Genomic DNA, 20,468 nt, shown 5'->3' with positions numbered 1-20,468 from the left:
TCAGCGCGGGCGTTGCGGGGCGGGATTCGCGGGCGGGTGCTGTTCCAGCCAGGCGTCGCGCTGCTCGGGCGTCATCGTGCGCCATTGCTCGCGCAGGGCGCGGCGGGCGTCGGGATCCATCTCGCGCATGCGCTCGTACAAGGCGCGCGCGTGTTCGCGCTGTTCGGGATTGAGGTGCGACCAGCGGCGCATGCCGTCGTGCGCGGCCTTGCGTTGTTCCGGCGTCATCGTCTGCCAGCGCTTCGCGTGTTCGAGCATGCGCGTGCGCGCGGCGGGTTCGGCGTTCCAGCGTTCGCGGATCGGGGCGATCAGCAACTCGCGTTCGGCGGCGCTGAGTTGTTCCCACGCAGGCGGCGTGGGTCCGGTCGGCACCGGTTTCGCAGGCTTGTCCTGCGCGAACGCGGACGCGCAGCACACGAACAGCGCGATCGCCAGCGCATGCATCGAAAGGAATCGGGCGTGGCGCATCGTCATCACTCCATGGCCAGCGAGGCGGCGTCGTCGGACGCCAGCCACACGTAGAGGTCGGGGTTTTCGTCGAGGGTGTCGTACGTGGTGGCGGCATCCGTCGGCGCCGTGGCGGCGACCGTGGCGGGCGCGGGTGTCGGCGTGCGGACCGACAGCCCGATCGCGAGCGCGCCGATCGCGAAGGCCGCGGCGAGGGGCCAGGCAGCGCGGAGCGGATGCGCCGTCTTGCGCGCATTGCCGGCCAGCGCGGTGCGGCGGCGCTGCACCAGTTGTGCGCGCACCCGCGGCGACAGGTGATCGAGCGACGCGACATGCGCTTCGCGCATCGCCGCATCGAAGGCGGCGTCGCGGGCGTTTTCGTTTTCGTGCGTGCTCATCGGAATTCCTCCAGTTGCGCCTGCAACGCTTCGCGGGCGCGGAACAAATGTGTCTTGACCGATCCTTCGCTGCAGCCCATCACGCGCGCGGTCGTCGCGACGTCGAGCTGTTCGAGCACCCGCAGCGTGAAGGCTTCGCGCTGGCGTGCGGGCAAGGCCGCCAAGGCACCCGCGATCTGCGTGTAGGCCTCGCGGCTTTCGTGCTTGCGTGCCGGGTCGGTGTCCGGATCCGCCGACGCAGCGGCGTCCAGCCAATCGAACCCGGCGTCTTCCCGCGCCGGCTGCGGGAGCAGCCAGCGCAGGCGGAACGTGCGCCGCCGCTGCGCATCGATGATGCGGCTGCGCAGGATGCTCCAGAACAACGGCGTCCATTCCGACGCGGGCCGCTCGCGGTAGCCGAGCATCTTCACCATCGCGTCCTGCACCGCGTCGAGCGCGTCTTCACGATGCCGCAGGCCCAGTTCGGCGAAGCGGAACGCGCGCGCGGAGATGCCATCGAGGAAGGCATCGAGCGTGCGCGGCCCGTCCACCGTCTCCGGGGCCAGGAGGCTGGCGACCGCCTGGGCGGCCGCTTGCTCGTCGATATCGTCGGTCACGCGCTGGAGCATAGCCGCCGGTCAGTGGTGGCGATCCCAGCGCCGGTCGAAGCGTTCACCGCGACGGTCCCAGCGGGCGTCGGCGAGGTCGCCGCGACGGTCCAGGCGCTGTTCGATGCGATTGCCGCGGTGCTCCAGGCGATCGGCCATGCGTTCGTGGCCATGCGCGTCGGCCCAGCGGGCGCGCTGGTCGTAGCGCTGCTCGATGCGGGCGCCGCGGCGGTCCAGGCGGTGGTCGATGCGGTCGCCGCGGCGATCCATGCGGTGTTCGACGCGATCGCCGCGGTCGGCGGCGGCCGCGGTACCGGCCAGGGCGAGGCCGAGGAGCAACAGGGCAAGCGAGGAAAGCGCGGTCCGGTGTTTCATCACGACCCTCCGTTGGGCAGGCACGGCGCCTGCGGGGGAGGGGAACGCGGCCCGGCCGCGATGGTTGACCGGGCGCGCGCCGGATTCACCAATCGTTATGATGGCCGCGACTCGGACAGGGGCACGGCGCATGGCGGACGGATTCGCGGTTGCCTTCATCTTCGTGCTCGCGGCGATCGCCGGGCACGTGATCATTTCCCGCGTGCCGGTGATCCTGCACACGCCGCTGATGTCGGGCTCCAACTTCATCCACGGGATCGTGCTGATCGGCGCGATCGTGGTGCTGGGCGCCGCGGAGACCCCGCTGGAGAAGGTCATCGGCTTCCTGGCGGTATTGCTGGGGGCGGGCAATGCCGCCGGCGGCTACGTGGTGACCGAACGCATGCTCGACATGTTCAAGTCCAGCCGGAAGCCGGAGGCGAACAAGTGAGCCCCGTCGTCGCGACGACCCTCGCCGGGCTCAGCTATCTCGTCGCCGCCGCGCTGTTCCTGCTGGGCCTGCAACGCATGGCCTCGCCGGTCACCGCGCGCAGCGGCATCCAGTGGGCGGGCATCGGCATGGTGCTCGCCACCGTGGCCACGTTCCTGCTGCCGGGCCTGCACAACTTCGTCCTGATCATCGTGGCGCTCGTCATCGGCACCGCGGGCGCGTGGGTGTGGGGCAAGCGCGTGGCGATCACCGACATGCCGCAGATGGTCGCGCTGTTCAACGGCATGGGCGGTGGGTCGGCGGCGGCGATCGGCGCGGTGGAATTGCTGCGCGTCAGCGCGCATCGCGGCGAGCCGCCGTCGATGCTGCACCTGGTGCTCGCGATCGTCGGCGCGCTGATCGGCGCCGTGTCGCTCACCGGTTCGATCATCGCGTGGGCCAAGCTCGACGGGCGCATGGACAAGCGCTACACCTTCCCCGCGCAGCAGGTCTTCAACGCGCTCGTCGCGGTGGCGGCGGTGGTGCTGGGTGCGTATGCGGTGTACACGCTCGACACGACGATCATCGTCGCGTTCTTCGTCGTGGCGCTCGCGCTCGGCGTGCTGATGACGCTGCCCATCGGCGGCGCGGACATGCCGGTGGTGATCTCGCTGTACAACGCGTTCACCGGCATGGCGGTGGCGTTCGAGGGCTACGTGCTCGGCAACAACGCGCTGATCGTGGCCGGCACGATGGTGGGCGCGGCGGGCATGCTGCTCACGCGCCTGATGGCGAAGGCGATGAACCGGCCGATTTCCGGCGTGCTGTTCTCCAACTTCGGTGGCGGCGGCACCGCGCAGGAAATCAGCGGCGCGCAGAAGCCGATCGAAGCCGGCGACGTCGCCGCGATGATGGCCTACGCCGAACGCGTGGTGATCGTGCCCGGCTACGGCATGGCCGTGGCGCAGGCGCAGCACAAGATCTGGGAGCTCGCGCAGCGCCTGATCGCCCGCGGGGTCAAGGTGAAGTTCGCGATCCATCCCGTCGCGGGCCGCATGCCCGGCCACATGAACGTGCTGCTTGCCGAAGCCGGCGTGCCGTACGACCTGATCGCGGACATGGACGACATCAACCCCGAATTCCCGAACACCGACGTGTCATTGGTGATCGGCGCGAACGACGTGGTCAACCCGGTCGCGAAGACCGACCCGGCCTCGCCGATCTACGGCATGCCGATCCTGGACGTCGACCAGTCCAGGCACACCATCGTGATCAAGCGCGGCAAGGGCACGGGTTTCGCTGGCATCGAGAATGCGCTGTTCTACGCCGACAACACGCGCATGTTGTACGGCGACGGTGCGGAGATGGCGAGTGCGCTCGTCAGCGAACTGAAGGCACTCGACGGTGGCGGCCACTAACGGCCGCTAGCGCACCGCGCGTCGCGCAATGAATGCGCAGGCCACGCCGATGAGCACGTGCACCACGATGCTCGCCGTCACCCACGGCACGTTCACCGACTTCGACGGCGCCGCAGCCGACAGCGGCACGACCACGTAGGTCATCAGCCCGTACAGGAACAACCCGTAGGGCACGCCCCACGCGATCGGTCGGCGCAGCAGCGCGGGCACGCGCGTGGCCACCAGTGCGAACGCCAGCACCATGCACGTGGCGATGAAGTAATGCGCCACGCCGCCGATCGTTGCGCTGCGCACGCCGCCTTCGAAACTCGCTTCCCCCAGCAGGCCCGAGCCGATCGATTGCAGGATGCGGATCGGCGGCACGTCGTGCGCGATCTTCCACCACGTGGAGGCGAACACCAGGTCGAACGTGCCGACGAGCAATCCGCCGAGCAGCACGGGACCGAAATGCAGGCGGGGAGCGCGGAACGTCGCAGCATGGGTCGTCATGGGAGCCTCGTCGAAAGTGGGTGGCGGACCGGGAACGTGCGCCCGTTGGGGAGGTGTTCGAACGTCCCCGGTCCGCGCTTGCTCATGGCAGGCACAGCGTCCCGGTGATGTTCGTGGTGATGACGGTGCCTTCGCGCGTACCGCTGACGAAGAAGTCGCCGGTGGCGCCCGCGAACTCGCCGGTGCCTTCGACGATGCGATGGTGCGCGACCACCACGCCCGGCACGGTCACGCCCGTCTCGCGCATCAGCAGCGTGCCGGTGCCGAGGCGGTATTCGAACGGGCCGCTGTAGGGCGTCGAACCCGGCGACGTCGGGATCGAGCCGAGGAAACTGTCCGATCGGAAATGCGTGGTGCCGCGCAAGCCGTGGTTGCCGTCGACGACGCCGAGGAAGCACGACGGCTCGCCGGCATTGCAGCCTTCGGTCACGCGCATCTCGAGGAGGTCGGCATGGATGGCCTTGCACTGGCCCGCGTGCGCGGCGCCGTTGGCGAGGAGGGATACGGCGAATGCACAGGCAAGGCGCGAGCGGAACGACGCAGCGTGCGACATGGTGGACTCCCGGAACCGGCGGTGGGATCGCCGGCGTGGACGGGATGCTCTTGCCGGCGGCCGCGCATCGCGAGCACCACCTGCACGCAATCGCCCGGAACCAATCAGCGCGACGCGGTCACGCGCGCGATGCCGACGCAGCCGATGCCGATGCCCGCGAACGTCGCCGCGCAAGCGAGCAACCACGACAGCGGCGTCGCACCGGTCTCGCGCACCGCGGTGAACAGCGGCACGCACACATGGAACAGCAGCACGTACGCGGCCATGCCATACAGCGCACCGCCGATGAAGCCCGACGCGCGCACGCGCGCACTGCGCGCATGCAAGCGCACGAACCCGTCGACGATCACGCCCATCACCGCGCAATACAACGCAAAGCCCGCGATCGCCGTCGCCATGCCGCCGGCGTGCGCCGCGTTGCTGCCGAGCACCCAGGACGCGATCGCCTGCGGAATGCGGATGGCGGGGATGCCGTTGCGCAGTCCCCAGAACAGCGCCGCCACCGCCAGGTCCGCCGCCGCGAACACCACGCCGCCGAGCGCGATCCATCCCAGCCGGGGCAGCGCGCGGAGGCCGGAACGGGGCGAATCCAGGGCAGTGAATGCGTGCATGGCCGGGCTCCTCGCGGAATTGGCCTCATCTGGCCCCTGAAGATTGGCACTGGCAAGGGCCAAACTGGCACGGCCGAATGGTGCCATTCCGTCGGAGGTCGCCCATGCACCTGCAACTGGATGGTCGCGGTCCGCTCCATGCCCAGCTCACCCGGGCGCTCAAGTCCGCGCTGGCCAACGGCCGCGTGGGCGAAGGCAGCCGCTTGCCGCCGACGCGCGCGCTGGCCCGCGACCTCGGCCTGTCGCGCAACACCGTGCTGACCGCGTACGAACAATTGCGCGCCGAAGGCTTCATGGATGCGCGCGTGGGCTCCGGCAGTTATGTCTCCGCGCCGCTGCTGGCCGAAGCCGCCAACGATCCGCCGCCGCGGGTCGCCGAACCGCAGACCGCGTACGCGCGCCGCTCGCGCGAAATCCACAGCCTCGCCACGCTCGGCACGCGCCGGAAAGTGCAGGGCATCCGCTGGTCATTCCAGTACGGACTACCGCTGGTCAATCCCGCGCTCACCACCGCCTGGGCGCGCGAACTCGCCCGCGCCGCCGCCTACACCACGCCCAACTATCCCGACCCGCAAGGCCTGCCCGCGTTGCGCGAAGCGATCTGCGATTACCTCGCGCGCCGCCGCGGCGTGCAGGCCACGCCCGACGACGTGCTGATCGTGAGCGGGACGCAGCAGGCCGTGTCGTTGTCGGCGCGCGTGTTGCTGGAGGAAGGCGAACTCGCGGTGGTCGAGGAACCGCAGTACTTCGCGCTGCGCCAGATCCTGCAGATGCACGGCGCGCGCGTGCAGGGCACGGGCGTGGATACGGATGGGTTGTGCGTCGACCAGTTGCCCTCGGCGTCACCGCGATTGATCTGCGTGACCCCGTCGCACCAGTTCCCGAGCGGCGCGGTGATGTCGCTGCCGCGGCGCCTCGAGCTGCTGCAGTACGCGCGCCAGCACCACAGCTGGATCCTCGAGGACGACTACGACGGCGAGTTCCGCTACGACAGCAAGCCGCTCGCGGCGCTGCGTTCCCTCGATCGCGACGGGCGCGTGCTGTACGTCGGCACGTTCTCGAAAACGTTGTTCCCGTCGCTGCGCCTCGGTTACATCGTGATGCCCGCGACGCTGCAACAGGATCTGGTCACTGCGAAATGGGCGCAGGACTTCGGCAGTTCGGCGATCGAGCAGGCGGCGCTCGCGCACTTCATGACCGAGGGTGGCTTCGAACGCCACCTGCGTCGCAGCACGCGCACCTTGCAGGAACGGCGCGCGGCATTGCTGGATGGACTGCGCGAAATCGGCGCGGGCCGCATCGACATCGCCGATTCGCACGCAGGCATGCACCTGGTGGTGTGGCTGCGCGACAAGACGCACGCCGACCTCGACAGCCTGCTCGCGCATGCGCACCAGTTGGGCCTGGGGTTGTATTCGATCCGCCCGCACTACCTGCAGCCGCCGGATCGCGCGGGCCTGCTGATGGGTTACTGCGGCTTGTCGGTGAGCGAGATCAACGAAGCGCTGCCGTTGTTCGCGCGCGTGCTGGACCAGGCCTATCGCTGACGCATCAGCGCGAGGCGATCGCCGCAAGCACCACGCCTGCGGCGAGGAAGGCGAGGTCGGCGGTGTGGTTGGCGAGCATCGTCAGGGTCCAGGCCAGCGAAGGCCCGAGGCGCGTCGCCGTATCGATGAAGCCCATGCCCAGCATCCCGGCCAGGTGCGCCGAGACGATGCCCCAGTGCGCGAGGAGGATGGTCAGGAGCGTCGCGACGACCCCGGCCAGCATGCGCGGCACGCCCGGCCTCGCGCCGCCCAGGCGCAGCAGCCACGCCGCATCGAGCGCCGCGAGCAGCGCCATCCACGCGCATTGCGAACCCGTGAGCAGCGCCGCCACGATCCAGGCCGCGGCGAGGCCGCTGCAGCCGAGGGCAAGGAGGGCGAGGGCGGACCAGGGAAGCGGACGGGGATCGGGGTGTTGCGCCTGCGACATGCAGACCGGCTCCGGGGCAGGCGGGTTCAGCGGGGCGCACAGCATACCGGCCGGACAGCCACTAGAATGCACGGCCTTGCGCGCAACGCCGCGCACCCCCACGTGTCCGGCATGTATTCCCGCAGCAGCGAACCTGTCCGTTTCGAACGCGATTGCGCCGTGGTCCTCGTGCCACAGGGCGAGGAAGTCACGTTGCCCGCGGGCAGCATCGGCTACATCACCCAGGCGCTCGGCGGCAGCTACACCGTGTTCGTCGAAGGAAATCTTTTCCGCGTGGCGGGCAAGGATGCCGACGCGATCGGCAAGGAGCCGCCCGTGCCGCTGGAGCTCGCGGCCGGCGCGTCGGACGAAGACGTCGAGAAGCTGGTGTGGAAGCAGTTGCGCACGTGCTTCGACCCGGAGATCCCGATCAACGTCGTGGACCTGGGCCTGGTGTACGAGGCCACGGTGAAGGCGCGCGAGGACGGCACGCGCGAAGTCGAGGTCAAGATGACGCTCACCGCACCCGCATGCGGCATGGGCGACATCCTCGTGGACGACGTGCGCAACAAGCTCGAGATGATCCCGACGGTGACGGAAGCCGACGTCGAACTGGTGTTCGACCCGCCGTGGAATCGCATGATGATGTCCGAGGCCGCGCGCCTCGAGACCGGGATGCTCTGACTGTCATGCCCGCGCAGGCGGGGCATCCACGCATCAGGTCGCTTCGAAGCGATTCGCCGCCACGTTCTTCCGCACGTGCGCCGGATCCCAGATCTTCCCGTTCATCGCGATGTACACGCCCGGCGGCAGGCTCTGCACCGCGCCGACGGCCGTGCCGACGTTGAACTCCGCATCCGATCCGCGGAAGCGCGCGGGGCTCAGCGCGCCGGTCAGCACGATCGTGCGATCCGCCAGGCTGGCGAGCACGTGCGCCGTCTCCACCATCGTGTCGGTGCCATGCGTGACCAGCACGTGCTTCGCCGGTTGCGCGGCGATGGTGGCGCGGATCAGTTCGCGATCCTCCGCCGTGATGTGCAGCGAATCCTTGCGGATGATCGGGATCACGTTGAACTGGAACGCGACGCCGAGCTCGCGCAGGATGCCGCCGATCTGCGGCTCGCCGATCTGGTAGTCCGACTTGTCGTCGAAATAGATCTTGTCGATCGTGCCGCCGGTGGTGACGATGCAGAGCGTGTCCATGGGCGCGGATTATAGGTCCGGTCGGCCGGCTTTCGATCAGCGCTTCGAGAAGCGGGCGCGCAGGCCCGGCAGGCTCGCGGCCAGCACCACGACCAGCGACAACAGGATCTCGATGTTGGCCAGCTGCCGATCCTCCGGCCGCGACCACGACACCATCACCCCGTGCGAGAACCACCCCAGCGCGAGCAGCCCGGCCCAGAACGCGGGGCGGTTGCCGCCGTTCCAGCACAGCGCGGCCAGCAACAATGCCGGGCCCGCGAAGATCGCCATCGCGACGGGCTCCACGTAGAACCAGAACACGTACAGCGCGGCGAGCCCGAGCAGGCCACCGATCAACAAGCGCGTCGAAAGGCTCATGCGAGTTTTCCTGCAAGGAGGGCGATGCGCTTGCCGAGCGCGCGCGCGAGGAGGGCTTCTTCGTCGCTGGGACGCGGATCGTCCTGCAGCCCGGCGTAGTGGCTGGCGCCGTACGGCGTGCCGCCGGTGCGCGTGGTGTTGAGCGCAGGCTCGGTGTACGGCAGGCCCGCGACCACGCACCCGTGGTGCAGCAACGGCAACATCATCGAGAGCAGCGTGGCTTCCTGTCCGCCGTGCAGCGTGGACGTGGAGGTGAACACCGCGGCCGGCTTGCCGACCAGCGTGCCGCTGGCCCATTCGGCGCCGAGCTGGTCGATGAAGTACTTCAGGGGCGAGGCCATGATCCCGAAGCGCGTCGGGCTGCCGAGGATGAGCCCCGCGCACTCGGCGAGGTCCTTGCGGTCCACGTAGGGCGCGCCTTCGTCGGGCACCGGCGGCGCCGCGACTTCGGTGACGGGCGCGACCGGCGGCACGCTGCGCAGGCGCGCGGTCATGCCGTCGACTTCCTCGATCCCGCGCGCGACCTGCCGCGCGAGTCGCGCCACCGAACCACCACGGCTGTAGTAAAGGACCAGGACTTCGGGCATGCGGACCTCCGGCAAGCGCGCAGCATAGACGATGGGTGGGGTAGGCTTGGCCTCCGATGGAGCCCCTCGACACCATCAATCGCTACGCCTCATACCTGCGCGATCGCCATCGCACGGGCACGTTCTTCCGTTTTTTGTGGAAGCGCTTCCTCGACGACGGACTCTTCCAGGCCGCCGGCGCGCTGTCCTACACCACGGTGTTCGCGCTGGTGCCGCTGTTCGTCGTGGGCTTCGGCGTGCTGTCGGCGTTCCCGGTGTTCGACATCTGGCGCGACCGCCTGGTCGATTACATCTTCTCCAACTTCGTGCCCAGCTCCGCGCGCGCGGTGGAAACCTACCTGCGCCAGTTCTCCGCCAACGCGGGGCAACTCACCGCGGCCGGCATCGTGGCCCTGGTGATCTCGCTGCTCATCACGCTGACCAGCGTGGAGGCCACGTTCAACCGCATCTGGCGCGTGCAGACCGCGCGGCCGAAGTTCGCGCGGTTCCTGGTGTACTGGACGGTGTTCACGCTCGGCGCGCTGGTGGCGGCGACGAGCCTGGCGATTTCCTCGCGCTTCTTCGCGATGGCCGTGTTCGAAACGCAGGCGGGGCAGTGGCTCGAACAGATCCTGCTGCGCCTGGCGCCGTTCCTGATCGAGCTCGCGGCGTTTGCGGCGATCTTCAAGGTGGTCCCGCATCGCACCGTGTTGTGGCGGCATGCGGTGGGCGGCGCGTTCCTCGCGGCGCTGGTGTTCGAGATCGTGAAGTGGTGGCTGGGCGCCTTCATCGGCAACTTCAGCAGCTACGGCAAGGTGTACGGCACGCTCGCGTTCCTGCCGATCTTCATGGTGTGGATCTACCTGGGGTGGACGGCGATCCTGCTCGGCGCGTCGTTCGCGGCGTCGATGTCGGCGTTCCGCTACCAGCCGGTGGCGATGCGCTTGCCGCTGGGGTTCGAGTTCTATGCGCTGCTGCGCCTGCTGGGCCGCTTCAGCCAGGCGCGCGTGCAGGGGCGTGGCTTGCACAGCCACGACATCCAGCAGATGGAACCGATGTTCACCGACTCGCTGGTGCAGCAGATGTTGTCGCAGCTGTGCGAGATCGGGCTGGTACGACGCTCGGAGGACGGCGAGTGGCTGCTCGCGCGCGACCTGGATCACCTGACGCTCGGCGAACTGTACGAAGCCTGCCAGTTGCGCGTGCCCGTCGCCGAAGCGCACCTGCCGTGCCGCGACGACAAGCTGGGCATCGCCGCGGCCAATGCCCTGGACGAACTGCGACTGCCGCTGCGCGAATTGCTGAAGCGCCGCGTGTCGTCGATCTTTGCCGATATCGGAGTGGAAGAATGAAGTTGAAGTTGATGGCAGCCGCGTGCGCGTGCGTCGTGCTCGCCGCCTGCAATGCACCGGCGCCGCCCGCGGCACCGGCCGCGCCCGCGAGCGTCGCCGCCCCCGCCAGCGTCGCCGCGCCCGCCACCGTCGCGGCGGCACCGCCCGCGAAGACCGCCGAGATCCCGACGCTCTCGCTCGCCACCATCGACGGCAAGCACTTCGACCTGGCGTCGCATCGCGGCCGCTGGGTGGTCGTGAATTTCTGGGCCACGTGGTGCGGGCCGTGCCTGAAGGAAATGCCCGCGTTGTCGGCGCTCGACACGATGCGCGAATACATCGACGTCGTCGGCCTGGCCTACGAAGACACCACGCCCGAGGCGATGAAGGCATTCCTCGCCAAGCATCCGGTCTCGTATCCGGTCGCGCTGGTCGACGTGTATTCGCCGCCGAAGGATTTCGAATCGCCGGCCGGCTTGCCGACCACCTATCTCATCGCGCCCGACGGCAAGGTGGCCAAGCGCTTCCTCGGCCCGGTCGAAGCGCGCGACATCGAAACCGCGATCGCCGCCGCGGGCGGCCCGAAGCCGGGCGCGCAGGGCGGCTGACATGGCGGCCGCGCGCTTCTTCGTGTCGGGACACGTGCAGGGCGTGTTCTTCCGCGCGTCCGCGCGCAACGAAGCGCTGCACCTGGGCTTGCGCGGCTATGCGCGCAACCTGCACGACGGGCGCGTGGAAGTGCTCGCCGTCGGCGACGTGCAGGCGCTGGAACACATGGCCGAATGGCTGAAGCACGGCCCGCCGCACGCGCGGGTCGAAGGCATCGAACGCCTTGCCGCGGATGACGGCGAGGCCGGCCCGGATTTCGAAACCGCTTAAAGGTCGAACGCGGGAATCGGATCCAGCACGCCGAAGCGTTCCTTCTGCGGCTTGCCGGGCAGCGGAGGGAAATCGATGGTCGGGTCCGCGACGCGCGTGTCCGGCAGGCGATCCAGCAAATCACGGATCAGCGTGAGCCGCCCGCGTTTCTGGTCGTTGAAATCCACCAGCGTCCACGGGGCCTGTTCGGTGTGCGTGGCGCGCAGCATCGCTTCGCGCGCCTTCGTGTAATCGGCGTAGTGCGTGCGCGCGGCCAGGTCGATCGGCGAGAGCTTCCAGCGCTTCATCGGATCGCGCACGCGTTCGGCGAAGCGTGCTTCCTGCTTCGCCTGGTCGCAGCACAGCCAGTACTTGAACAACAGGATGCCGTCGTCGACGAGTTGCTGTTCGAACGCGGGCGCCTGCTTGAGGAAGGCCTTCACCTGCGCGGGCGTGGCGAAGCCCATCACGCGTTCGACGCCGGCGCGGTTGTACCAGCTGCGATCGAAGAGCACGAGTTCGCCGGCGGCGGGCAGGTGTTCGACGTAGCGCTGGAAATACCACTGCGCCTGTTCGGTTTCCGTCGGTTTGCCGAGCGCGACCACGCGGCACTGGCGCGGATTGACGGGCTGGCGGATCGCTTCGATCGCGCCGCCCTTGCCAGCCGTGTCGCGGCCTTCGACGACGACGACCACGCGCTTGCCGCTGTCCTTCAACCAGCGCGCCATGGCGACCAGTTCGCGCTGCATCGGTGCCAGCGCGGCTTCGTATTCCTTGCGCTTGATCGGTTTCATTTCTTCGCTCGCGTCGTGCGGCGCGGGGCGGGCCGGTCGGCCAGGCCGCGCGCGATTTCGAGCAGCGCGCCCTGCTGGCGCGTGGTCATCGCGCGATACGCGGCGAGCAACTCGTGCTCGCCGGCGGTGCGTGCGGGGTCCAGCGTCTGCGCGAGTTCCGCGAACAAGGCGCCGGCCGGCACGCCCAGCGTGCGTGCGAGCGCATCGAGCTGGTCGCGGCCCGGCATCTTTTCGCCGCGCAGCCAGGCCGACACGGTGGCGGCGCCGACGCGCGGGATCGCGGTGGCCAGGTCCGTCGGTGACAGCCCGCGCGCCTTGGCGAGCAGGCGCAACGTGGTGGCGAGCGGCATCGGCATCACTCCTTCAGCCTTGGGCGCAGCGTGGCGAGGTTGCAGGGCTTGGTGCGTGCGTCGAGTTGTTCGCGCAGGATCTTCTCCCACGCGGTGCGGCACGCCGACGTGGAGCCCGGCAGCGCGAACAGGAACGTCCCGTTGGCCAGTCCCGCAAACGCGCGCGATTGCAGCGACGACGTGCCGATCTCTTCGAAGCTGATCGCGCGGAACACTTCGCCGAAGCCGGGCATCTCCTTGTCGAGCAGCGGCAACAGGGCTTCGGGCGTGGAATCGCGACCCGTGAATCCCGTGCCGCCGGTGACGAGGATGCCGTCGACATTCTTGTCGGCGATCCACTGCGAGACGCGTGCGCGCAGTTGGTAGCGGTCGTCGGGCAGCAGCGCGCGATCGGCGAGCCGATGGCCTGCGTCCGTCAGCGCCTGCACGAGGTAGTCGCCGGAGCTGTCGGTGTCGGGCGTGCGCGAATCCGACACGGTCAGCACGCACAGGGACAGCGGGACGAGGTCGGGGGCGGCGCTCATGGGTCGCAGCCTAGCTCAGGCCAGTGAAAGCGAATACCACTGGGTGGCGTCTTCGTGCCAGCCGGCGGCGCGGTACAGCGCGCGGGCCGGGGCGTTGTCGACGGTGGTCTCGAGGACGAGGCCCGCGGCGCCGTCGGCCCGGCCGAATGCGGCCGCCGCGTCGAGCAGGGCGCGGGCCACGCCGCCGCGACGCGCGTGTTCGGCCACGAACAGATCGTTGAGCAGCCACGTGCGCGCGGTGCGCACCGAGGAGAAGATCGGATAGAGCTGCGTGAAGCCGGCGGGCGTGTCGCCCCGGAACGCGAGCAGCACGACCGATTCGTTGCGCGACAGGCGCTCGTGCAGGAAGGCGCGCGCACGATCGACGTCGCCGGCCTGTGCATAGAAACGCCGGTAGCCATCGAACAGCGGCGCCAGCACGTCCAGGTCGGCGAGCGTGGCGCGGCGGATCGTGGTGTCGGTCATGGCGTGGCTCGCGTCAGGTGTTGGCGGACAGGCGGGCGAGTTCGTCCGCCTGGTGTTCGCGCTGCAGGCGGTCGATGAGCGCATCGAGGTTGCCTTCGAGCACGTTGGGCAGGTCGTACAGCGTGAGGCCTTCGACGCGATGGTCGGTGATGCGGCCCTGCGGGAAGCTGTAGGTGCGGATGCGCTGGCTGCGGTCGCCGCTGCCCACCTGCAGCTTGCGGTCCTGCGCCTGCGCGGCTTCGCGGCGCGTGGTCTCCGCTTCCACCAGCATCGACTTGAGGCGCTTCATCGCCTTGTCGCGGTTGGCGTGCTGCGAGCGCTCGGTCTGCGATTCCACGACGATGCCCGAGGGCAGGTGCGTGATGCGGATCGCCGACTCGGTCTTGTTGACGTGCTGGCCGCCGGCGCCGGAGGAGCGGAACGTGTCGACGCGCAGGTCGGCGGGATTGATTTCGATCGCTGCGCCCGGCGCTTCTTCCGCGATGATCGCCACCGTGGCTGCGGACGTGTGGATGCGGCCCTGCGATTCGGTTTCCGGCACGCGCTGCACGCGGTGCGTGCCCGATTCGAACTTGAGCTTCGAATACGCGCCGCGGCCTTCGACGCGCGCGACGATCTCGCGGAAGCCGCCGTGTTCGCCGGGATTGGCCGATTCCACTTCGACGCGCCAGCCCTGGCGTTCGGCGAAGCGCGCGTACATGCGATAGAGGTCGCCGGCGAAGATCGCGGCTTCGTCGCCGCCGGTGCCGGCGCGCACTTCGAGGTAAAGATTTCCGTCGTCGCGCGGATCGCGCGGGACGAGGTGCGCCATCAGCGCAACGTCGAGGTCTTCCAGGCGTGCGTGCGCGGAGGCGATTTCTTCGTCGGCCAGTTCGCGCATTTCCGGATCGTTGCGCATCGCTTCGGCGGCGGCCAGGTCCGCGCGTGCCTGCGATTCGGCGGCGAGGGCGACGGCGACGGGTTCGAGCTGCGAGAACTCGCGTGACAGGTCGCGGAAGCGATCGCCGTCGGCGATCGTCGCCGGATCGGCGAGCAGGCGTTCGACTTCCTCGCGTCGCTCGAGCAGCGCCTCGAGCTTGCGGCGGAGGCTGGGGATCATGCGGCCCCGCTCGAAGGCGGAAGGTCGGCGTCGTCGTTGCCGTCCCCGCCCGGCAGCGGCGGGAACAGCTTGTCGGTGGCGCGCGCGAGGTCGTTGTCGCCCGTCAGCGCGGCTTCGCGCAACGCGGCCGTCGGTGCGTGCAGCAGGCGATTGACCAGCGTGTGCGCGAGCAGGTCGAGCACTTCGTGCGGATCGCGCCCGGCGGCGAGTTGCGCGCGCGCTTTCGCGATCGCTTCGGTGCGCGCGCGTTCGCCATGCGCACGCACGCGCTTGAGCGGTGCATGGCGCGTGCTGGCCTGCATCGTTTCGACGAAGCGCGCGGTCTGCAGGTCGACGATGGATTGCGCTTCGCGCGCGGCTTCGCGGCGGCTGCGGCGGTTGTCTTCGATCGCGCGTTCCAGGTCGTCGACGGTGTACAGGAAGACATCCTTGAGCGTGGCGACGTCCGCGGCGATGTCGCGCGGCACGGCCAGGTCGAGCAGCAGCATCGGGCGATGCTTGCGGCGGGCGAGGGCGGCGGCGACCTGCGCGCGCGTGACGACGGGATCGCGGCTGGCGGTGGCGGACAGCACGATGTCGGCTTCGGACAGGTGCTTGTCGATTTCCGACAAGGGCAGCGCGACGCCGCCGTGGCGCGTGGCCAGGTCCTGCGCGTGCGCGAGCGTGCGGTTGGCGATCAGCAGGCGCTTCGCCTTGCCTTCGACGAGATGCCGCGCGGCGAGCTCGATGGTTTCGCCGGCGCCGATCAGCAGCACGGTGGCGTCGTCCAGGCGCGCGAAGGAATCCTGCGCCAGGCGCACCGCGGCCGAAGCGACCGACACCGGGTTGGCGCCGATGCGCGTATCGGTGCGCGCGCGCTTGGCGGTGGTGAACGCGTGCTGGAACAGGCGATCCAGCTGCGGCCCCAGCGTGCCGGCGGTGCGCGCGAGCGCCCAGGCTTCCTTCACCTGGCCGAGGATCTGCGGTTCGCCGAGCACCAGCGAATCCAGGCCGGTCGCGACCCGGAACAGGTGGCGCACCGCTTCGGCATCCATGTGCCGATAGAGATAGGCGTGCAGGTCGCCCGATTCGCCCGGATGCGTGGCGAGCCATTCGGACAGCGCGGCGCCTTCGTCGTCGGCCAGCGCGTACAGCTCGGTGCGGTTGCAGGTGGAGAGCAGCGCGACTTCGCGCACCGACGGCATGCCCTGCAGCGTCGCCAGCGCGCGCGGCAACGCATCGGCGCCGAACGCAACGCGTTCGCGCAGGCCGACGGGGGCTGTCTGGTGGTTGATGCCGAGAACCAGGAGGCTCATGGACGCGGGCTCATTCGTTCGTTCCGAGGGCTGCGCTAAGCTGCCGCGGGACCTCGCCTTCAGGCGCGGTCGCACATTCTACCGGCCCGCGCCCCCACGGAAGTTCCGATGCCGACACCCGCCTCGCCCCGCCTGTCCTTCCTCACGCTCGGCGCGAGCCTCCTGCTCGCGATCGCCGCGCCCGCCGGCGCCGCGCGCAAGGCCGACGCCGCGCCCGCGCTCGAGGGGACCCTGGCCGGTGAATTCGCGCTGCAGGCCGGCCAACTGGACGAGGCCTCGAAGTGGTACCTCGACGCGGCCCGCGCCACCGACGACGCCGGCCTGGCCGAGCGCGCCACCCGCATCGCGCTGCTGGCCAACGACGACAAGCGCGCCGAGGCGGCGCTGAAGCTGTGGCGCCAGCGCGCGCCGGACTCGCTGGCCATGCATGCCGCGCAGGCCACCCTGGCGCTCCGTCGCAACGATGCCTCCCAGGCGCGCCGCGAACTGGGCGTGCTGCTGTCCGACAAGGGCGACATCGGCTGGCGCCATGCGCTGCTGGCGCTGAGCAGCGGCGGCAAGGATCCGAAGCTGGCCGGCCGCCTGCTGGGCGAGATCGTGGACGATCGCCAGATCCCCGATCGCCTGCAGTCCTGGCTGGCCTTCGGCGGCCTGGCGCAGCGGCTGGAACAGCCCGCGCTGGCGGACCGGATCATCGACGAGGTCGTGAAGCGCTTCCCGGCCGAGCCGCGCGTCGCGCTGCTGCGCGCCAGCCAGCTGCGCGAATCGGGCAAGCCGGACGAATCGCGCAAGGTGCTCGCCACCATCGCCGCGACGGCCTACCAGAACGAAGAACTGCGCATGTCGATCGCCGCCGAGTACGACGCGCTCGGCGACAGCGCCGCGGCCGCCGGCGTGCTCGCGCGCGGGCCGCAGGACGATCGCAGCTACGGCCTGCGCGCCGCGTTGCTGTCGCGCGCGGACGACCAGGTCGCGCTCGCCGCGCTGTACGAAGAACTGAAGAAGGAATCGGCGAAGCCCGATCCCGAGCGTCGCCTGCTGCTGGGCCAGGTCGCCGAGTTGCTGAAGCGCAATGCCGAAGCGCTCGAATGGTATCGCAGCGTGCCGGGCGGGGAAGCGCGCTGGATCGCGCGCCTGCGCGCCGCCAACGTGCTGCACGAGCTCAAGCGCAACAACGAGGCGTACGACGCGCTGCGCCAGTTGCAGGGCGATGCGACGGCGGAGGAAGACACGCGCCGCGACGCGTACCTGCTCGAAGCCGAATTGCGCGGCAAGGACGGACAGGCCGCGCAGGAACTCGACGTCTACGCGCGCGGCCTGGCCGCGTATCCCGATGATCCGGCGCTGCTGTATTCGCGTGCACTGACGTGGGAACGCCGCGACGACATCCCGCGCGCGGAGGCGGATTTCCGCCGCATCCTGGTCAGCGATCCGGAAGACGTGAACGCGCTCAACGCGCTCGGCTACACGCTGGCCGATCGCACGACGCGTTACGCCGAGGCGCTTGAACTGATCGACCGCGCGCGCGCCGCCGAACCGGGCAACGCCGCCATCATCGACAGCTACGGCTGGGTGCTCTATCGCCTCGGCCGCAACGCCGAAGCGCTGTCCGAATTGCGCCGCGCCTTCGCCCTGCAGAAGGATCCGGAAATCGCCTCGCACCTCGGCGAAGTGCTGTGGGTGATGGGGCAGAAAGACGAGAGCCGGAAGTATTTCGATGAAGCGAAGAAGCTCGATCCGGAAAACCGCGCGTTGAAGCGCGCGCTCGAGAAGACGGGCGCATGACCATGCGTGCGATCGGGATTGCGATGCTGGCCATCGCGCTGGCGGGCTGCGCCACGCGTCCGGCTGCGCCGGCCTTGCCCGCCGTCGAAGGGACGGCGCAGGCCCACCAGGCGATGCGCGAAGCCGCGCTCGCGGCGGTGCCGGACTGGTCGATGACGGGCCGCGTGGCGGTCTCCAACGGCAAGGATGGCGGCAACGGCCGCATCGAATGGACGCAGCAGGGGCCGCGCTTCGACGTGTCGCTGAGCGCGCCGATCACCCGCCAGAGCTGGCGCGTGACGGGCGGCGACGGCGATGCGGTGCTTGAAGGCCTCGCCGGCGGCACACGCACCGGGCCCGACGCCGGCGCGCTGGTCCGCGACGCGACGCGCTGGGACATCCCGGTCGATGCGCTCGTGCGCTGGGTGCGCGGCCTGGGCGGCGCCGACGCCACGCTGGCCTACGGCGCGGATCGCCGATTGACGCGGATTTCGGAAGCCGGCTGGACGATTGACTACGCCAATTGGCGCATCGTCGACCGCGCCGGCATCGAACTGCCGGGCCGGGTGGAGGCCACCAAGGGCGACGCCCGCGTCCGCCTGGTGGTGGATGCCTGGACCGCCGACGCCTGGACGCAATGACCATGGACGCCGGGTGGACCGCCTGGCCGGCGCCGGCCAAGCTCAACCTGTTCCTGCACATCACCGGCCGCCGGCCGGACGGGTACCACGCGCTGCAGACCGTCTTCCGCCTGCTCGACTGGGGCGACGAAGTGCGGATCCGGGTGCGGGACGACGGGGTGATCCGGCGGGTCGGGGCCTCGGTGCCCGGCGTGGCGGAGACCGACGATCTGGCCATCCGCGCCGCCAACGCCCTGCAACGCGCATCCAATACGTCACTAGGTGCGGACATCTCCGTCGAAAAGCGCATTCCCGCCGGCGGCGGCTTCGGCGGCGGGTCGTCGGATGCCGCCACCGTGCTGCTCGCCCTCGACCGGCTGTGGAACCTCCATCTAGGCGTCGATCGCCTCGCCGCCCTCGGCCTGGCCCTCGGCGCCGACGTCCCCGTGTTCGTCCGCGGCGACAACGCCTGGGCCGAGGGCGTCGGCGAAATCCTCACGCCGATCGCCCTGCCGCCGGCGTGGTATGTCCTCGTCGATCCCGGCATCCACGTGCCGACCGCCGCGTTATTCCAAATCCCTGAATTGACGCGGGATTCCCCGGCAACGACAATGCGCGACTTCGTTTCGGGAGCAGTGCTCGGCAACGCGTTCGAGCCGGTGCTGCGCCGCCGCGAACCGGCCCTTCAGGCCGTGTTCGCAGCATTGGCGCAGATCGGCACACCGCGATTGACCGGCACGGGCAGTGGTTGCTTCGTCGAATTCGCCGACCGCGGATCCGCCGGAAAAGCGCTGGACCGCTTGCGCGAGGGAATGCCGCACCTCTCGGCCTGGTTGGCCGCGGGAGCGCAGGCGTCCCCGATGCGCGATGCACTCGACCGATAACGGAAGGGACGTCGCCAAGTGGCCTAAGGCACCGGGTTTTGATCCCGGCATTCGAAGGTTCGAATCCTTCCGTCCCTGCCAATCCCGCAACGGTCAGAGCGCAGCGGAGCCAACATGCAAGAAGATCGCAATTTGCTGGTGTTCACCGGCAACGCAAACCGCCCCCTCGCCGAGGCGGTGTGCAAGGAACTCGGCATCCGGCTCGGCAAGGCGCTGGTCAGCACCTTCTCCGATGGCGAGGTGCAGGTCGAGATCGAAGAAAACGTGCGCCGGCAGGAAGTGTTCGTCATCCAGCCGACGGGCGCGCCCAGCGCGGAAAACCTGGTGGAACTGCTGGTGCTGATCGACGCGCTCAAGCGCGCATCGGTGTCCAACGTGACCGCCGTGGTGCCGTACTTCGGGTATGCGCGCCAGGATCGTCGCCCGCGTTCTGCGCGCGTGCCGATCACGGCCAAGGTGGCCGCGAAGATGTTCTCGGCGGTCGGTGCCGATCGCGTCCTCACGGTGGACCTGCACGCGGACCAGATCCAGGGCTTCTTCGACATCCCGGTCGACAACGTGTACGCCTCGCCGCTGCTGCTCGCCGACATCTGGCGCGCGCACGGCACGGACAACCTGATCGTGGTGTCGCCGGACGTCGGCGGCGTGGTGCGCGCACGGGCCATCGCCAAGCGCCTCGACGACGCGGACCTGGCGATCATCGACAAGCGGCGTCCGCGTGCGAACGTGTCCACCGTGATGAACATCATCGGCGACGTGGAAGGCAGGATCTGCGTCCTCGTCGACGACATCGTGGACACCGCGGGCACCTTGTGCGCGGCGGCCGCGGCGCTGAAGGCGCAGGGCGCGATCAAGGTGGTCGCGTACTGCACGCACCCCGTGCTTTCGGGCCCGGCGATCGACAACTTGAACAAGTCGCAACTCGACGAGCTGGTGGTGACAGACACCATCCCGCTCTCGGCCGCGGCGAAGGGATGCAGCCGCATCCGCCAGCTCAGCGTCGCCGAGCTGCTGGCGGAAACGATCCGCCGCATCGCCTTCGGAGAATCCGTCAGTTCGCTGTACGTCGATTGATCGACGCAGTGCACTGGCACCATCGCTCACCTGGTCGCGGGTGA

28 protein-coding genes and 1 tRNA gene are annotated in these 20,468 nt (G+C 69.5%); 12 read left to right on the top strand and 17 right to left on the bottom strand.

The window, feature by feature from the left end; translation table 11 throughout:
* The 4 genes from LYSHEL_RS02820 to LYSHEL_RS02805 form a co-directional block, all read right to left on the bottom strand.
* Positions 1 to 474, bottom strand: a complete 474-nt coding sequence (locus tag LYSHEL_RS02820) for a DUF3106 domain-containing protein (protein ID WP_407075153.1) — start codon at positions 472 to 474, stop codon at positions 1 to 3.
* On the bottom strand, positions 474 to 845 hold the full coding sequence (locus LYSHEL_RS02815) for a hypothetical protein (RefSeq protein ID WP_244858640.1): 372 nt from the start codon (positions 843 to 845) through the stop codon (positions 474 to 476). Before LYSHEL_RS02815 ends, LYSHEL_RS02820 begins: the two co-directional genes overlap by 1 nt.
* Positions 842 to 1,390: an RNA polymerase sigma factor gene (locus LYSHEL_RS02810; protein WP_244858714.1), complete on the bottom strand. Its 549-nt coding sequence runs from the start codon at positions 1,388 to 1,390 to the stop codon at positions 842 to 844. Before LYSHEL_RS02810 ends, LYSHEL_RS02815 begins: the two co-directional genes overlap by 4 nt.
* 72 nt (positions 1,391 to 1,462) lie before the next feature.
* A complete protein-coding gene (locus LYSHEL_RS02805; protein WP_213435511.1) occupies positions 1,463 to 1,807 on the bottom strand; it encodes a hypothetical protein in 345 nt (114 codons plus the stop codon).
* 130 nt (positions 1,808 to 1,937) lie between these two features.
* On the opposite strand from LYSHEL_RS02805, the gene LYSHEL_RS02800 reads away from it, so the two are divergent.
* The gene (locus LYSHEL_RS02800; RefSeq protein ID WP_213435510.1) at positions 1,938 to 2,237 is read left to right on the top strand and encodes an NAD(P) transhydrogenase subunit alpha part 2; all 300 of its coding nucleotides are present in this window, start codon (positions 1,938 to 1,940) and stop codon (positions 2,235 to 2,237) included.
* Positions 2,234 to 3,634, top strand: coding sequence for an NAD(P)(+) transhydrogenase (Re/Si-specific) subunit beta (locus LYSHEL_RS02795; RefSeq protein WP_213435509.1), 1,401 nt, complete (start codon positions 2,234 to 2,236; stop codon positions 3,632 to 3,634). Before LYSHEL_RS02800 ends, LYSHEL_RS02795 begins: the two co-directional genes overlap by 4 nt.
* A gap of 6 nt (positions 3,635 to 3,640) precedes the next feature.
* Here LYSHEL_RS02795 and LYSHEL_RS02790 read toward each other — a convergent pair whose 3' ends face one another.
* The 3 genes from LYSHEL_RS02790 to LYSHEL_RS02780 all read right to left on the bottom strand — a co-directional run bounded on the left by LYSHEL_RS02790 (position 3,641) and on the right by LYSHEL_RS02780 (position 5,287).
* A complete protein-coding gene (locus LYSHEL_RS02790) occupies positions 3,641 to 4,123 on the bottom strand; it encodes a hypothetical protein (RefSeq protein WP_213435508.1) in 483 nt (160 codons plus the stop codon).
* Positions 4,124 to 4,205: 82 nt separating this feature from the next.
* Complete coding sequence (locus LYSHEL_RS02785; protein ID WP_213435507.1) at positions 4,206 to 4,676, bottom strand: hypothetical protein; 471 nt, start codon at positions 4,674 to 4,676, stop codon at positions 4,206 to 4,208.
* A gap of 104 nt (positions 4,677 to 4,780) precedes the next feature.
* Positions 4,781 to 5,287, bottom strand: coding sequence for a hypothetical protein (locus LYSHEL_RS02780; protein WP_213435506.1), 507 nt, complete (start codon positions 5,285 to 5,287; stop codon positions 4,781 to 4,783).
* A 104-nt stretch (positions 5,288 to 5,391) separates the two neighbouring features.
* Between LYSHEL_RS02780 and pdxR the strand changes: the two genes are divergently transcribed.
* On the top strand, positions 5,392 to 6,834 hold the full coding sequence (gene pdxR / locus LYSHEL_RS02775; RefSeq protein WP_213435505.1) for a MocR-like pyridoxine biosynthesis transcription factor PdxR: 1,443 nt from the start codon (positions 5,392 to 5,394) through the stop codon (positions 6,832 to 6,834).
* Between the two features lie 4 nt (positions 6,835 to 6,838).
* Here the strand turns inward: pdxR and LYSHEL_RS02770 are convergent, their stop codons facing one another.
* Complete coding sequence (locus LYSHEL_RS02770; RefSeq protein WP_213435504.1) at positions 6,839 to 7,261, bottom strand: hypothetical protein; 423 nt, start codon at positions 7,259 to 7,261, stop codon at positions 6,839 to 6,841.
* A 111-nt stretch (positions 7,262 to 7,372) separates the two neighbouring features.
* Here LYSHEL_RS02770 and sufT point away from each other — a divergent pair, with 111 nt between their 5' ends.
* A complete protein-coding gene (gene sufT / locus LYSHEL_RS02765; protein WP_213435503.1) occupies positions 7,373 to 7,924 on the top strand; it encodes a putative Fe-S cluster assembly protein SufT in 552 nt (183 codons plus the stop codon).
* A 33-nt stretch (positions 7,925 to 7,957) separates the two neighbouring features.
* On the opposite strand, the gene LYSHEL_RS02760 is transcribed toward sufT, so the two are convergent.
* Genes LYSHEL_RS02760 through wrbA form a run of 3 tightly spaced genes read right to left on the bottom strand, consistent with a single transcriptional unit; the run spans position 7,958 to position 9,387 of the window.
* Entirely contained in the window at positions 7,958 to 8,443 is a 486-nt protein-coding gene (locus LYSHEL_RS02760) for an asparaginase domain-containing protein (RefSeq protein ID WP_213435502.1), read from the bottom strand.
* Positions 8,444 to 8,479: 36 nt separating this feature from the next.
* Positions 8,480 to 8,800 carry a DUF2069 domain-containing protein gene (locus tag LYSHEL_RS02755; protein WP_213435501.1) on the bottom strand — a complete coding sequence of 107 codons (321 nt, stop codon included), beginning with the start codon at positions 8,798 to 8,800 and terminating at the stop codon, positions 8,480 to 8,482.
* On the bottom strand, positions 8,797 to 9,387 hold the full coding sequence (gene wrbA, locus LYSHEL_RS02750; protein ID WP_213435500.1) for an NAD(P)H:quinone oxidoreductase: 591 nt from the start codon (positions 9,385 to 9,387) through the stop codon (positions 8,797 to 8,799). Before wrbA ends, LYSHEL_RS02755 begins: the two co-directional genes overlap by 4 nt.
* Before the next feature lie 56 nt (positions 9,388 to 9,443).
* On the opposite strand from wrbA, the gene LYSHEL_RS02745 reads away from it, so the two are divergent.
* The 3 genes from LYSHEL_RS02745 to LYSHEL_RS02735 are packed head-to-tail and all read left to right on the top strand — an operon-like array spanning position 9,444 to position 11,576.
* Entirely contained in the window at positions 9,444 to 10,718 is a 1,275-nt protein-coding gene (locus LYSHEL_RS02745; protein ID WP_213435499.1) for a YihY family inner membrane protein, read from the top strand.
* On the top strand, positions 10,715 to 11,305 hold the full coding sequence (locus LYSHEL_RS02740; RefSeq protein ID WP_213435498.1) for a TlpA family protein disulfide reductase: 591 nt from the start codon (positions 10,715 to 10,717) through the stop codon (positions 11,303 to 11,305). The genes LYSHEL_RS02745 and LYSHEL_RS02740 overlap by 4 nt, the downstream gene beginning before the upstream one ends.
* Position 11,306: 1 nt before the next feature.
* Positions 11,307 to 11,576 carry an acylphosphatase gene (locus tag LYSHEL_RS02735; RefSeq protein WP_213435497.1) on the top strand — a complete coding sequence of 90 codons (270 nt, stop codon included), beginning with the start codon at positions 11,307 to 11,309 and terminating at the stop codon, positions 11,574 to 11,576.
* Here the strand turns inward: LYSHEL_RS02735 and ppk2 are convergent.
* From ppk2 to hemA, 6 genes are read right to left on the bottom strand one after another with little or no spacing between them, the layout of a single operon-like run.
* Positions 11,573 to 12,349: a polyphosphate kinase 2 gene (ppk2, locus tag LYSHEL_RS02730; RefSeq protein ID WP_213435496.1), complete on the bottom strand. Its 777-nt coding sequence runs from the start codon at positions 12,347 to 12,349 to the stop codon at positions 11,573 to 11,575. The two genes, LYSHEL_RS02735 and ppk2, sit on opposite strands and share 4 nt — an antisense overlap.
* Entirely contained in the window at positions 12,346 to 12,705 is a 360-nt protein-coding gene (locus tag LYSHEL_RS02725) for a helix-turn-helix domain-containing protein (protein ID WP_244858639.1), read from the bottom strand. Before LYSHEL_RS02725 ends, ppk2 begins: the two co-directional genes overlap by 4 nt.
* Positions 12,705 to 13,223, bottom strand: coding sequence for a molybdenum cofactor biosynthesis protein B (gene moaB / locus LYSHEL_RS02720; protein WP_213435495.1), 519 nt, complete (start codon positions 13,221 to 13,223; stop codon positions 12,705 to 12,707). Before moaB ends, LYSHEL_RS02725 begins: the two co-directional genes overlap by 1 nt.
* Positions 13,224 to 13,238: 15 nt before the next feature.
* Entirely contained in the window at positions 13,239 to 13,688 is a 450-nt protein-coding gene (locus tag LYSHEL_RS02715) for a GNAT family N-acetyltransferase (protein ID WP_213435494.1), read from the bottom strand.
* Between the two features lie 13 nt (positions 13,689 to 13,701).
* The gene (prfA, locus tag LYSHEL_RS02710) at positions 13,702 to 14,787 is read right to left on the bottom strand and encodes a peptide chain release factor 1 (RefSeq protein ID WP_213435493.1); all 1,086 of its coding nucleotides are present in this window, start codon (positions 14,785 to 14,787) and stop codon (positions 13,702 to 13,704) included.
* Positions 14,784 to 16,082, bottom strand: coding sequence for a glutamyl-tRNA reductase (gene hemA, locus LYSHEL_RS02705; protein ID WP_213435492.1), 1,299 nt, complete (start codon positions 16,080 to 16,082; stop codon positions 14,784 to 14,786). The genes prfA and hemA overlap by 4 nt, the downstream gene beginning before the upstream one ends.
* A gap of 108 nt (positions 16,083 to 16,190) precedes the next feature.
* On the opposite strand from hemA, the gene LYSHEL_RS02700 reads away from it, so the two are divergent.
* The 5 genes from LYSHEL_RS02700 to LYSHEL_RS02680 all read left to right on the top strand — a co-directional run bounded on the left by LYSHEL_RS02700 (position 16,191) and on the right by LYSHEL_RS02680 (position 20,424).
* Positions 16,191 to 17,867, top strand: coding sequence for a tetratricopeptide repeat protein (locus LYSHEL_RS02700; RefSeq protein WP_213435491.1), 1,677 nt, complete (start codon positions 16,191 to 16,193; stop codon positions 17,865 to 17,867).
* The gene (gene lolB / locus LYSHEL_RS02695; protein ID WP_244858638.1) at positions 17,864 to 18,487 is read left to right on the top strand and encodes a lipoprotein insertase outer membrane protein LolB; all 624 of its coding nucleotides are present in this window, start codon (positions 17,864 to 17,866) and stop codon (positions 18,485 to 18,487) included. Before LYSHEL_RS02700 ends, lolB begins: the two co-directional genes overlap by 4 nt.
* Positions 18,488 to 18,489: 2 nt before the next feature.
* Positions 18,490 to 19,350, top strand: a complete 861-nt coding sequence (gene ispE, locus LYSHEL_RS02690) for a 4-(cytidine 5'-diphospho)-2-C-methyl-D-erythritol kinase (protein ID WP_407075170.1) — start codon at positions 18,490 to 18,492, stop codon at positions 19,348 to 19,350.
* Positions 19,351 to 19,354: 4 nt separating this feature from the next.
* Positions 19,355 to 19,431 (top strand) — tRNA-Gln (locus tag LYSHEL_RS02685).
* Between the two features lie 33 nt (positions 19,432 to 19,464).
* Positions 19,465 to 20,424, top strand: a complete 960-nt coding sequence (locus tag LYSHEL_RS02680) for a ribose-phosphate diphosphokinase (RefSeq protein ID WP_213435489.1) — start codon at positions 19,465 to 19,467, stop codon at positions 20,422 to 20,424.
* Positions 20,425 to 20,468 lie beyond the last annotated feature (44 nt).

The sequence above is a fragment of the Lysobacter helvus genome (genome assembly GCF_018406645.1).
Lineage (GTDB): Bacteria > Pseudomonadota > Gammaproteobacteria > Xanthomonadales > Xanthomonadaceae > Noviluteimonas > Noviluteimonas caseinilytica.
This window is presented reverse-complemented; position numbering and strand designations above follow the sequence as displayed.

Bases quoted from the DNA above. Each gene is read 5' to 3' on its own strand.
- LYSHEL_RS02820 (WP_407075153.1), bottom strand. From the start codon at position 474: ATGACGATGCGCCACGCCCGATTCCTTTCGATGCATGCGCTGGCGATC.
- LYSHEL_RS02815 (WP_244858640.1), bottom strand. From the start codon at position 845: ATGAGCACGCACGAAAACGAAAACGCCCGCGACGCCGCCTTCGATGCG.
- LYSHEL_RS02805 (WP_213435511.1), bottom strand. From the start codon at position 1,807: ATGAAACACCGGACCGCGCTTTCCTCGCTTGCCCTGTTGCTCCTCGGC.
- LYSHEL_RS02800 (WP_213435510.1), top strand. From the start codon at position 1,938: ATGGCGGACGGATTCGCGGTTGCCTTCATCTTCGTGCTCGCGGCGATC.
- LYSHEL_RS02790 (WP_213435508.1), bottom strand. From the start codon at position 4,123: ATGACGACCCATGCTGCGACGTTCCGCGCTCCCCGCCTGCATTTCGGT.
- LYSHEL_RS02785 (WP_213435507.1), bottom strand. From the start codon at position 4,676: ATGTCGCACGCTGCGTCGTTCCGCTCGCGCCTTGCCTGTGCATTCGCC.
- LYSHEL_RS02780 (WP_213435506.1), bottom strand. From the start codon at position 5,287: ATGCACGCATTCACTGCCCTGGATTCGCCCCGTTCCGGCCTCCGCGCG.
- pdxR (WP_213435505.1), top strand. From the start codon at position 5,392: ATGCACCTGCAACTGGATGGTCGCGGTCCGCTCCATGCCCAGCTCACC.
- LYSHEL_RS02770 (WP_213435504.1), bottom strand. From the start codon at position 7,261: ATGTCGCAGGCGCAACACCCCGATCCCCGTCCGCTTCCCTGGTCCGCC.
- sufT (WP_213435503.1), top strand. From the start codon at position 7,373: ATGTATTCCCGCAGCAGCGAACCTGTCCGTTTCGAACGCGATTGCGCC.
- LYSHEL_RS02760 (WP_213435502.1), bottom strand. From the start codon at position 8,443: ATGGACACGCTCTGCATCGTCACCACCGGCGGCACGATCGACAAGATC.
- LYSHEL_RS02755 (WP_213435501.1), bottom strand. From the start codon at position 8,800: ATGAGCCTTTCGACGCGCTTGTTGATCGGTGGCCTGCTCGGGCTCGCC.
- wrbA (WP_213435500.1), bottom strand. From the start codon at position 9,387: ATGCCCGAAGTCCTGGTCCTTTACTACAGCCGTGGTGGTTCGGTGGCG.
- LYSHEL_RS02745 (WP_213435499.1), top strand. From the start codon at position 9,444: ATGGAGCCCCTCGACACCATCAATCGCTACGCCTCATACCTGCGCGAT.
- LYSHEL_RS02740 (WP_213435498.1), top strand. From the start codon at position 10,715: ATGAAGTTGAAGTTGATGGCAGCCGCGTGCGCGTGCGTCGTGCTCGCC.
- LYSHEL_RS02735 (WP_213435497.1), top strand. From the start codon at position 11,307: ATGGCGGCCGCGCGCTTCTTCGTGTCGGGACACGTGCAGGGCGTGTTC.
- ppk2 (WP_213435496.1), bottom strand. From the start codon at position 12,349: ATGAAACCGATCAAGCGCAAGGAATACGAAGCCGCGCTGGCACCGATG.
- LYSHEL_RS02725 (WP_244858639.1), bottom strand. From the start codon at position 12,705: ATGCCGATGCCGCTCGCCACCACGTTGCGCCTGCTCGCCAAGGCGCGC.
- moaB (WP_213435495.1), bottom strand. From the start codon at position 13,223: ATGAGCGCCGCCCCCGACCTCGTCCCGCTGTCCCTGTGCGTGCTGACC.
- LYSHEL_RS02715 (WP_213435494.1), bottom strand. From the start codon at position 13,688: ATGACCGACACCACGATCCGCCGCGCCACGCTCGCCGACCTGGACGTG.
- prfA (WP_213435493.1), bottom strand. From the start codon at position 14,787: ATGATCCCCAGCCTCCGCCGCAAGCTCGAGGCGCTGCTCGAGCGACGC.
- hemA (WP_213435492.1), bottom strand. From the start codon at position 16,082: ATGAGCCTCCTGGTTCTCGGCATCAACCACCAGACAGCCCCCGTCGGC.
- LYSHEL_RS02700 (WP_213435491.1), top strand. From the start codon at position 16,191: ATGCCGACACCCGCCTCGCCCCGCCTGTCCTTCCTCACGCTCGGCGCG.
- lolB (WP_244858638.1), top strand. From the start codon at position 17,864: ATGACCATGCGTGCGATCGGGATTGCGATGCTGGCCATCGCGCTGGCG.
- ispE (WP_407075170.1), top strand. From the start codon at position 18,490: ATGGACGCCGGGTGGACCGCCTGGCCGGCGCCGGCCAAGCTCAACCTG.
- LYSHEL_RS02680 (WP_213435489.1), top strand. From the start codon at position 19,465: ATGCAAGAAGATCGCAATTTGCTGGTGTTCACCGGCAACGCAAACCGC.